The organism is Shewanella sp. 1180_01 (assembly GCF_052850535.1).
In genome coordinates, this window is record NZ_VXCT01000087.1 from 1 (window position 1) to 11283 (window position 11283).

Annotated in this window: 8 protein-coding genes; 4 read left to right on the top strand and 4 right to left on the bottom strand. The window is 42.1% G+C overall.

What is annotated here, in order from left to right; translation table 11 throughout:
- Window positions 1–411 (top strand): tyrosine-type recombinase/integrase (locus FW758_RS23410; protein WP_446446690.1); only part of this gene is annotated, 411 nt, incomplete at its 5' end.
- A 148-nt stretch (window positions 412–559) separates the two neighbouring features.
- Window positions 560–1261, top strand: a complete 702-nt coding sequence (locus FW758_RS23415) for an HDIG domain-containing metalloprotein (protein WP_159436990.1) — start codon at window positions 560–562, stop codon at window positions 1259–1261.
- Between the two features lie 96 nt (window positions 1262–1357).
- Here the strand turns inward: FW758_RS23415 and FW758_RS23420 are convergent, their stop codons facing one another.
- From FW758_RS23420 to FW758_RS23430, 3 genes are read right to left on the bottom strand one after another with little or no spacing between them, the layout of a single operon-like run.
- Window positions 1358–4477: a tyrosine-type recombinase/integrase gene (locus FW758_RS23420; RefSeq protein ID WP_446446691.1), complete on the bottom strand. Its 3120-nt coding sequence runs from the start codon at window positions 4475–4477 to the stop codon at window positions 1358–1360.
- Window positions 4447–6984, bottom strand: a complete 2538-nt coding sequence (locus FW758_RS23425; RefSeq protein ID WP_446446692.1) for a hypothetical protein — start codon at window positions 6982–6984, stop codon at window positions 4447–4449. Before FW758_RS23425 ends, FW758_RS23420 begins: the two co-directional genes overlap by 31 nt.
- Entirely contained in the window at window positions 6981–7562 is a 582-nt protein-coding gene (locus FW758_RS23430) for a hypothetical protein (protein WP_446446693.1), read from the bottom strand. Before FW758_RS23430 ends, FW758_RS23425 begins: the two co-directional genes overlap by 4 nt.
- Window positions 7563–7774: 212 nt before the next feature.
- On the opposite strand from FW758_RS23430, the gene FW758_RS23435 reads away from it, so the two are divergent.
- Window positions 7775–9295: a TonB-dependent siderophore receptor gene (locus FW758_RS23435; protein WP_446446694.1), complete on the top strand. Its 1521-nt coding sequence runs from the start codon at window positions 7775–7777 to the stop codon at window positions 9293–9295.
- A gap of 174 nt (window positions 9296–9469) precedes the next feature.
- On the top strand, window positions 9470–10420 hold the full coding sequence (locus FW758_RS23440) for a hypothetical protein (protein WP_446446695.1): 951 nt from the start codon (window positions 9470–9472) through the stop codon (window positions 10418–10420).
- Between the two features lie 100 nt (window positions 10421–10520).
- On the opposite strand, the gene FW758_RS23445 is transcribed toward FW758_RS23440, so the two are convergent.
- The coding region (locus FW758_RS23445; protein ID WP_446446696.1) for a CLCA_X family protein at window positions 10521–11283 on the bottom strand (763 nt) is incomplete at its 5' end.

Here is an 11283-nt window from a genome sequence, read left to right on the forward strand (position 1 = left end):
CCCAAGACATCGGCATCTTATCGCAGTATTCAATTGTCTCAACCTGTAACTGAGGCGCTTAAGCGTCAATTCAGCCTGACAGGGAGATTGACGTACGCTTTTTGTAACTCTAAAGGTAAGCCACTCGATCATCGAAATGTCACCAAGCGGATCTGGTATCCGGCGTTAACCGCTTTGAACCTCAAACGTCGTCGCCCTTATCAGACGAGACATACCTGCGCAACCTTATGGTTAGCCGCTGGCGAGAGCCCAGAATGGATTGCCAAACAAATGGGGCATAGCACGACCAAAATGTTGTTCGAGGTGTATAGCCGTTATGTACCCAATATAACAAGACAGGACGGCAGTGCTTTCGACCGCTTAGTAAAACAAATTCAGCTAGCTACATCAGGAGATCCCCATTATGAATAACGTTATATTTGCATGGGTTAAAGACATTAAAATCAGTGGTCATCTACCTACTGCTAACTGTGAATTTATTTCAAACCAAAAGACAATACATGCCATCACATCTGCAGATATTGCCAGGACATGTCAATTCAACTATGGGCTAGCTCAAATGAACATTACTCATGATAGCCGAGGTAATGTCGTTATCTGTGCGATGAAACCCATACTCACTCGTTACAGTGAAAATGAATATATTCAGTTAACTCAGCTACTGGGTTCGACAAAAGAGAAGTTGCTGGGTCGTTTTTTGAAGTTATTAAGCCTAGTGACTTGTCCTGAACTACAGCCCTTCGTCAATTTTATCTTTGAGAGAACAGACATTCTTAAGATATTTATCAAGGCCCAAGCCAGTTATCAGCATCACCATTCCTATGCCAATGGACTATTTGAACATAGCATAGAGGTCGCTGAGATGACCTATCACAATGCCAAACATCTACAGCATTCAGAAATCGAGTGTCAGACAGGACTGGTAGCGGGGTTATTTCATGATATTGGTAAAATTTATGCCATGTTAAACCAGCACATTGAACATTATGTGCCTGGCCCACATGAGAGCTACAACTTCGCGATTCTAGCTAAGCCTCTGGGTGAACTGGGCACCATCAACAGTAAGGTATTTGCTCTACTGAGCGACTTACTTGCTGCAAAACCCTATGGCCATAAAGTCCGCTATGCAATGGAATACGTACTTCAGCAAGCAGACCGCAGCTCTGCACAATCGGGGTATGTACGTGATCAGTTTAAGTCATTACCCGCCCACTATGATTTTAGAAAAGTCGGTGATTCTGTCATCCGAAGATTAAATTAAGTTGAGCAATCTTAATGATAAATGACGATAAAAAATGCTAATGTGACAACTGTTCCATCAGAGTTTCGTTGGCATAAACCTCAAAAAAGATCTACATCAATAGCTCAAAATAAGCAGCAAATGTAAAAAACTGAATATGCTTTGATGTCTTTGTATTCGCTTATATGAATTGTTAACTACGGCTATCTCTAGAAACCCATTACCATCATGCTTGCCTAAATAAAGCCCTTCAGTCTCACTAGCAACGACAAATTTAGTGTCACTGAAACCATGTTCGATAAGCGTCTTCTTCCATCTAGCCTGGATAATATTAGACTTTTCAGGGGTTAGGTTTGCATTATGATAGCGAAAATTTAAATGCCTGGCTTTTAAATCCAACAATTGACATAGGCGTATAAACATTCTTGAAATATTTGCGTCTGGACAGCGTAAGGCGTAATTTTTACCGGGAACCGCATACCGCAAAATTTCTATCCCTAGGCGAATATTTTCTAAGGTCAATGAACCTTCACTAATGTTGTTATCCAATTTATTACATAAAAAGATAAACACACGTGTTGAATTAGCTAAATGTTTATTTTGTTGGATGTTAACAACTGAAACGTCTATACGCGGAAACTTAGGGATTAAGGGAAAGTGCCTACCTCTGCGAGGATAATTCTTATGAATAGTCTCGGCATTACTGAGTAACTTTTGTAATTGCTCTAATGGAACCACATAGTGCGCGGCAACTTCGATGGTGGATGATGTATGTAACGCATTTAATGCTTTGGCCCAAGTTAAACTACTGATAGTTAAGTCTGTTTTTATATTGACAGAGAAGTTCGCTAAACTTGGCATCACTAGGCTGACTGTTTGTTGAGCTGGTTTAATGGCAAGTTTGTGCATTACGTCCTGAGTGTAGTACGTTATGCGTTCAGCTAGACTCAATCCTGGTTCAAGGGGTTGCAGTGTCACACGACCCACGCACTCTGATGTAAAGTATTTTGTCAGTTCAAAGCGCGAATTGTGCTGCAGGTAATACAGTAGGTCTTTTAAATGAAGATAACTATTTAGCGTCGATTGCACGTCTTTATGGCCCATCATATGAGACAGGATAAACATTTTCTTGCGGGTGTTATCACTATAGCAAAGACGAGTTTGCAACCTTTTTAGATACTTTTCATCAAAAAACTCATCATTGAACAAGGTCAAATGTCGCCTGCCCGTCTCTATGATGCTGGCATTCAAACGACACCAGGTCCAATTAGCAAAACTGTGTCGTAAATGATGTACACGTAAACTTTGATCTTGGGTGTAATGACGCATTAAGTCTGTTATTAAGTCATAAGCCTGATTCACTCTTCTCTGATTATCAAATAGTAAAGTGCTATTCTTAGCCCCTGCTCCATTGACGATTCGATAAGTGTATCGCAACTTACTCAATGCCGTTTTCGGCCACAAAGCGTCTAAAGGTAACTCTCTTCTGGCGGAGGTCGTTTTTAATGTCCTATGTTTATTAGGTCTCACTGAAAGCTGAACATAATCAAAGTCGTTATGGGTTGGTTCAGTCAGAGAGAATGTAAAATCCCCCCAGGTTAACTTGGCGGCTTCATTTCGACGTAATCCACTGTAAAAACAGAAACACAAAAGAAAATAGGCATCGTGGTGCGCCGGACAATGTGCCGATTGATGATCTAAATAGGACAACATGACTTGCACATGCTCATGGGAAATCAGGTTGCTATCTACCTCACTGGAGCTCCCAAACACCTCAATATCAGATAAACATAAATCTCGAACAAAGCCTGAATCACTCAGAAACTGCGCAAAATAGTAGATATATTTTTTTCGCTGTGCCGAAGAAAAATGGTCAGCAGCATCATTTAATTTCTCAGCCCAATCCTCACCAGACAATAAGTAAATATCGCTTGTGCAAAAAATGATTAGAAATGGCCGGCTTAAACTTTTGACATAATCAATAGTTGTCGAGACTTTTAGCCGCCGCTTGTGCGTACCACCTGTCTTTAGTAACGAATACAGCCATGCACATAAAATCCAAAAGTATGGATTACTCTTAGATGATTGTTGATCCAGAATGATTGCTATAGCCCCAAGACAATCGGCTCGAGGTTTGTTGCTATCTACAAGTTTACAGAGCTCGGTATATACCTTATCTAATTGTTCGAGGGTCTTTTCCATCGACACAAAAGAAGTTTTCTCGTTCGTGACAACGGACCAATCACGAAAAGCCTTGGTTTTATCAGAAATGGCTTCTGAAAGGTACGGTTCGGCGTTTGCATAAACTTTTCCTGTCAGGATACGTACAAACGCATGTGTGGGCAATGGCTGGCAAACGCCAGGTAACATGTACATACGATATTGAACCGGGCCATAACGGAGGACGTTATCAATTCGTCGCAGCACCCTTAGCTTCAATACTGATATATCTGACCAATCGAAATACGATCCGTAATTAAGATAATGCACTAAAGCAGCTTTGAACTGACTGGGCTTTATTGCGAAAGACGCGCTATGGTGCACATTATGCCATTGCTGTAAAGCCATGACAGCCATATCACTTAGCACATACCGTGGCGAATTTATTTTGATATTTTGGCATTGCCAATAACAAATTCCTCCCACGTAGAATATGTCCTGTGGGTATTCAACCATAAGCTGTAAATGTTCAGTTTTCTCTATGTTCACTGTGTAATATAAGACGAGTAATAGTCTCCCCAACTTAGCCTTGTCATCTAAATCTCTATGAGGCGCTATCAACTCCCTGCTTAATTGAGTGTTAATGAGCTCGACTATGGGTAATTTTGTCAAATCTACCGGGGTCAACATCGGTTTATCACGTTTTAACGTGATGATTGAAGGAATGTTTGGCGAGTCTATGTCTAAGAACTTTTTGGCATAGTTGAGTATAGATTGCAGTATGAGAAGTTGTGCTTGTTTGCTTAGCACTTCAGGCTTCAATGCGGCAAGCACGTTTTCTAATTCTTCTGGTAAAAAAGCGTTATCAGAAAGTTTAATCTCCTTTTTTAGATGCCCGAGCAGATTGTGATAGGATGCAAAAAATTCGTTTTCAATTTTTTCTGACTTTTTATTTTTTACAGCAATAGATGGCGATATGCTGTTTAAAAATGCGGTGCGGCATTCTATGTATAATGGATGTAGCTTCCCCTCTTTTGATAGCTGGATTATGAAAGCACTGACTTTAGTGGTTGCCATCCTACCTCCCTGAATAACTTATCTAAGATAGGCACTAATTCATTAATGGCTTCGATATGGCTTAACGCTGAGTAATTTCCTATTGGTACTTCACCAGCTTGCCAATGACCCATTTGAAAGTTGATTAACTCAGGATCGACTCCTTGATCTAATAAACTACTTTTTAACCAGTGACGACCTGCATTGGCTGGTATAGAGTTTTTTTCCTTTAGTACGCTAATTAATTGTGAAGGAGACAAGCTGCGGGTAACAATTCCTGACTTTTGCTTTTGAAAGAAAAAAAATGGACCATGTTGACTTCGGGAGTTTCTTATCTTTGTATACCAAGCTGAGGCTTGTAAATTGTCATAGCTTAATACTTGCCGATCAACATCGATTATATTGTCTAGTTCGCTGCATAATTGTGGCATTAATAGCCGCAACAATCCGCGCAAACAGCCAAGGTGCCTTCGATATTCGACTAATTGAGCCGTTAACACTGATGGGATTGCGACAATACGTGAATGAGTAAAGTCGCTATCGTCTTTGTCGCTTATTCCCATCAAATTAAAAGAAGGTAGAAACAAAGCCAAGGTAGGTAATGGATTCCAAGCCGCACGATAGCCGGTACCATACAGCAACATCCATGCAGTGTAAGCTACAAATGCATTATGATAGGCTAAAATATCCTCTAACCTGTGTTGAGGTGTTGGGAATAACGCCTTTGTTTGCAAAGACAAATGGATTATCAATTGCTGAATAGTGGCTTGTGTAGGAGTAAATGTCGAGCCCAAATATTGCTCGTCTTGCTGCCAGTATCTCAACTCAAATAAGCTGACTGTAAGTGGGTTACCACTGTAAACGGAGATCCCCTTTTCAACATCGTTCCAAAAATGCAATAACTGCTCACAGCGTTTTTGATCTCGAACACTTGAATAACTGCGGGCGACTCGAGTTGTATACATATTAACTGCATAACTAAAATCGATATAAATGGGATCTATCACATTTGTAGAGTTGATGTAATTGCATACAAAGTTGGTTAATCTTTTAAGACTTAAACGCCCACCACCGGAGTTGTCAGAAATTTTCGCCAGCTTTTGGGCCAATTTAGACTCAATTTTTTCAACGTCAACGTCCTCAATAAGATTGCCGACTAAACGTGCTCCCATGTGAATGGTGATTAATTTAACCAAAAAGTTTGGACACGCAGTAAAGACATCTTCAACCGTTTTTCTTAGCCCTATTTGGTTCAGACGAGGTCCTGTTGAGTGCGATAGAGGAAAACACCACCATCCATTTCCGCTAGGATCGATATAAAGACCTTGTTTTTTAGATGACAAATCACGAAACACACACAGATTTTTGACCTCTGAAACCGATTTACTGAGAATCAGCATAGTCCATAGAATTATTGCGGTTTCTCGAGTTGATCCGCGACGGCCATAAACCAATAATTTTTTAGCGAGCAGGTAGAGTTCGGCAGGCATCAATAACTGAGTATTTTGCATGCCGATGTTATGAGATCGTCTTACTCGGCTAGTAACATCAATTTCAGTCCGGTGCTTAACCATTGGATTAAAATTAATTGCAACGTCAAGCAACGCCGTTCTGTCTCGCTTTTCCGACATATCAGCATTAGCCATCACAAATGATTGCGACGGGTAGAAATCATCTTCGTCCAGACCTTCGCTATCTGGAATCATATTATCTTGTGGCAATATCGCAGATAAACCATCATCAGTCCCCACTATGGGGTCGGTAACCGGATCTCCATATCTCTTGGGTCCTCTATCTTTATCGCCATGTCCACGAGTACGGCTAATGGCGGGACACCAACTATTGCGAAAAAAATGGCGCAGAACTCTAACATGCGACGTCGGATAAATATTAAGTTTGCTATATTTTCCAGCAAAAATGCTATCGAGATTAGCTGCTATTGATTCTGGGCTATCAAGATGAGAATTCAATATGTGTACTCGACTAGCGTCGAAACTCTTATCTCCTAATTCCATCATTAATCGAAAATTACTGCATGCTTCCTCTTCTCTTGATGTCGTTTTAGTGGCAAATTCAGGATCAGTCAGCGAGTCAAGGGTATCAAAATACTGCTTGATGAAGGCGGCAAGTAACGCACAGGAATGGTAATCAACCTTATATTTCCAAGAACAGATCAAAAGCACATAAAATGGGCGTTCATGACACCATCCCTTACGATACGTGTTTCGATAAAACTCTTTGTTTATTGATAAATCGTTCACTACCATTTGGTGTGCATGGAAGGCATTATAAATGTAAGGCGCAAGACACAGCATTTTTTGAATAAAATTCGCTACTTCAGTAGAAACATTATTCACACGAGTAATTAACACGATTAATTGGAAAAAAGCGCTCAGATCATCAGGCGCATTGACCCGTTCTAAAAACTCATGGAGATCAGCTAAAATGGTCTCGGCATCGATCTCTATAGCGTTTATCTTACAATAGCCTTCTATGTGTTTTAGGACTTTTTGTTCAAGTGTTGTCATTTTAACTTCACCGATTTAGTACTGATATGTAGCCATCGACATAGTTCAGTCTTTGTTTTAATCGACGGGAATAACGACTGCCATTCGGGGGAGTGAAATACTGATGGCTGATCTACACTAGTAAACAAATGGGACAATGTATAGTTAATGGTATCGGCGCTAATATCCACAAATTCTTTTAACAGCGGCCTCACTACATCGTTCATTAAAATTAATCGTCTCAGTTGCGCCTTGGGTCTTCGAGACAGAACTAAACAAGGGACGGTTGAATCCCCATTTTTGGCATATTTGGCCTTGCATAACTTCTGAAAAGTTAATAAACCTGATAACACCCGATAATGTCCTGCTTCGGTTTTACAAACCAAAAATGGGGACTGATAGGCATCAAGTAAAATGGTAACTGGTGATTCGAATGAATCATCTGAACTTGGCTTCAATGCGCTGATTAAATTAAAGCTCTTAGCAAATTCCTCCACATCTTTATCAAGACTGATGAACTTCAAATCGACCCTCTCTAGTTGAACACCTTCAAGAAGCTTTTCCAATTCACGTCGTATGATTTCAACTTGATGATTCATCTGCAAACCTACCCTGCGATGGAATAGTGGTCAAAAATGACATTTACAGGTTGTGCCTAAAGTGTGCCAAAATCAAGTAAATAAATGCTTGAAAATACGCCAAAACACCTAGCGAAGTGAGTTTGAATTTATATTGATCTTTATAAAACATATAGTTATGTTAATAATGCTAAATTGGCTTTTATCTAATTAATGAATACTAACGTCTTGACATGGTAGGGGTCGGTGGTTCGATTCAAGCGAGATTTGCAGCTGCCTATGAGAAATCTGACAGTTTTACCGATCTTGCTGAGGATGAAAACCTGCAAATATATGGCGTTGTTACTGCACGATTAAGTGACAGTACTTTATTCACTTTAGGAGCGGATTATAGTGACCGCGATCCTAAAGGCTCCACTTGGGGTGCGCTGCCACTCTTTTATGCCGATGGCAGTCTAGCCAATGACCTCCCCCGTTCAACGACCACTGCGGCATCTTGGTCCAGTTGGAAGCGTCATGGCACGAACGTTTTCTCTACTTTAGAACACAGCTTCGATAATAATTGGGAGCTCAAACTCGACATTGAACATCGCGAAGACAAAATGGATGGCCACTTGTTATTTTTGTATGGCGCCCCAGATAAAACCACAGGTTTAGGTATGAGTGCATCACCCATGATCTACCAGTCAAGCCGTAAGCAGGATGCAGCGCGATTATTTGCTTCAGGTCCATTCGAATTATTTGGTCGAGAACATAAACTGACAACCGGCCTACTCTATTCAAAACAAGATATTAGCGCTGACTCTTATTACACCACAGATACCTTGAGCGTTGGTAACTTCTTCGAGTGGGATGGCTCGATTGCAGAACCAAACTACCCATCAACCCCCACCACTCAAGAGACTGAAGAGATCCAGAAAGGCGCCTATATCGCCACTCAACTCAGTCTGCATGATCAGCTGACTCTGTTACTGGGGAGTCGTATTAGCCAATACAGAATCGACCCAGGGTATGAGCACAATGATGTCATCACTCCTTATGCGGGACTCGTGTATGACATCACTGACAGCGTCTCAATCTATACCAGTTACACCGAGATCTTTCAGCCCCAAGACGCAAAAGATGCCAATAATAAACGCCTAGATCCGACAACCGGCAATAATATTGAACTTGGTAGTAAAGCTGATTTCTTCGACGAAAGACTCACCGCCAGTGTGGCAGTATTTAAAGTTCAAAAGGAAAATGTGGCGGAAAGAGATCCTAACATTAAAGACCCACTTCCAGATGGCAGCTTTCCAATGCGCACAGTGGATGGCACTAGTAACCGAGGTTTCGAAATGGAGCTAACGGGGAGACCCACAGAAGATTGGGATCTGTACTTCAGTTACACCTACAGTGAGTCTGAAAAAGCCAATGGTGAAGCCTTTGGTACGCATTTACCTAAAAACTTAGTACGATTATCCACGCTTTATCATTTCAATGGTGCTCTCGAAGATCTCACATTGGGTGGTAACTTAAGCTGGCAGAGCAAGATTTATGTAGAAAATGCAGGTCCTAACGGCGCAAGCTCTGAACAAGACAGTTACTTCATTGCCAACCTGATGGCGAGTTATCAAATTACTGACGATGCAATTGTCCGCTTGAATATTAGAAACGTGTTTGATGAAAAGTACTACTCCAGTATCGATTTCTACGATCAAGGGTTCTTCGGCGAGCCGAGAAATGTCGAACTTAGTCTGAGCTACAATTTCTGATCATCTTACTCATCAGGGATACCGCGCATCGCTTTTATGCGCGGCATCCCTAAGTCAGCACTATCATGTGTTAAAACATCATCCGGTAAACGACAGAGGATTAAGCCTTTGGGCTCAGGGAGATATCCATTACAATGAAGTTCATTTTGAGTCCGTGAAACAGATATTCAGCCTATGCCTAAGTCTCATACCCACATGCACCAACATTTGCAGATGCCGCATTCGCGAATCGAATTGCACACTTTGGCGCGCGAACTTGCCTTCGAGCAAGTGACCATTATTGGGAATGCTTCTGGCAATTGGCAGCCAGCTTCTACTGGCACGACATTTATCTTCAACGGCACTCAATGGAATGAGAAAAGTAACCCAAATAATCAGATAGTGAATATCGCTAATGGCGGTTTTGCCGAATCAAAATATGCTTTTGTGGTACAAGGTGACCCGCAAAGTGATTTGCTTACCCAAGCTTTGACACAAGTTGCGATTGAATTAACGCCTCAGCTTGGCTGCTGGCCTTCATCTGGCTTAACCACAATCGTGTTGATGCAGCAGTTGTCTCAGCATGTGCAAGTGCAGCGTATGTCGCTGTTTCCGAGTTTAGCAAGGCCTAATGATTTACCACTTGAAGACCACTTACCTTGTATGGTGCATAACTGGCTAGGCGAGCGGCGGATTGCGCAGACGTTCGCGCCCGCACTCGACTGGCGGGAGTTCACTCTGCCACCGGTTTATCTAGCAAATTTTCCTGCAACAGACAAAGAGAGTTCATCCCAAGCTTCGCTTATGATGAACACGGGCAATCCCTTTGATTTACTTGCGCGTTTACAAGAATCAAGCCCATCGGCAGATATTCCACATTCCGCAAAACACATGCAACTTGATTGGCTGATTGCACTGGCTCATACGCCTATCGACGTTTGGCTGCAGTTTGCGGATTCGATACAAGTCATCAATGCCGAAGCATTATTTTTTAATCACATGCCAGAATCAAAACCCAGCTATTGGTATTTAATGGATACTCAGGCGTCCCAATATCTGGATGCCATCCGCCACAGTTTGGCCTATTGCTGGCAAACACTTTCGACTAAGCAAAACGGCACGACTCACGCCATCACTTATCGTTAATTCGTTAATTCAGGTTTGAATTTGTCGACTCGCCAACTAAGCTCGTACTAGCATCACACTGCCATTTGCCGTGTTTTTGACGTACTTTCAAAAGCTTAAATCAGCCGAGCGGATGTTTACTCAATGCCATTCCTAACGGCTCGAAGTAATTGATCAAAGCTTTAAAAATCACTTTTCTGTGGGCTTCATCGGGATAAGCCCCCTCCTTCGCCATTGCTGAAAAGCGTGTCCCTGACACTAAATACGGATTCGAAATATCATCATAGGATTCAATACAGGCTTCAAATGCCCGCGCCATCATTTCAGTTGGCCGTGCGAAGTACTGCATGCCATGTTTTTTATCTAAGGCAATCGCTCGGCGCACATCATCATGGGGCTCATCGCCATTATCACTCAAAAACGTCACCTTGAAGATCTCCGATAACCGTGCATTCAGTGGATGTTCTATAATGGGCAGATCCGATAACCAAAGATCGCTCGCGCATTGAAACCGCTTAGACGAAGATTTGAAGGACTTAGCGGCAATATAGTGGTCAAACGCGTGCCAAAATTCGTGGGCTAAAGCGCCAGCGCCAGCATTTTTTGCCAAGGCCAATTCCCGAGTCGCGGGCGCATAATGGGCCTGCACGCCCTTTTGACCGCCATGGCCAAAGGCTAAACTCACGGTTTCCCGCAGCCCTAACGTCAAAGGTGGCAGCTTTAAGATAAAGGCCAGATCGGCGAGCGAATCAAACACCAGATCCGCAGCGATGCGCGATTCATCCCGCGTAACCCAGCGGCCAACGCGCACATGACTAAAACCAAAGGTTTGTTTAACATCAAGAAATGTCACCTGCTCACCAAATCGATAATCGGGTCCATGG

Excerpts from the sequence above, each read along its gene's own strand:
- FW758_RS23415 (WP_159436990.1), top strand. The coding sequence starts at position 560 with ATGAACATTACTCATGATAGCCGAGGTAATGTCGTTATCTGTGCGATG.
- FW758_RS23435 (WP_446446694.1), top strand. The coding sequence starts at position 7,775 with ATGGTAGGGGTCGGTGGTTCGATTCAAGCGAGATTTGCAGCTGCCTAT.
- FW758_RS23425 (WP_446446692.1), bottom strand. The coding sequence starts at position 6,984 with ATGACAACACTTGAACAAAAAGTCCTAAAACACATAGAAGGCTATTGT.
- FW758_RS23430 (WP_446446693.1), bottom strand. The coding sequence starts at position 7,562 with ATGAATCATCAAGTTGAAATCATACGACGTGAATTGGAAAAGCTTCTT.
- FW758_RS23440 (WP_446446695.1), top strand. The coding sequence starts at position 9,470 with ATGCCTAAGTCTCATACCCACATGCACCAACATTTGCAGATGCCGCAT.
- FW758_RS23420 (WP_446446691.1), bottom strand. The coding sequence starts at position 4,477 with ATGGCAACCACTAAAGTCAGTGCTTTCATAATCCAGCTATCAAAAGAG.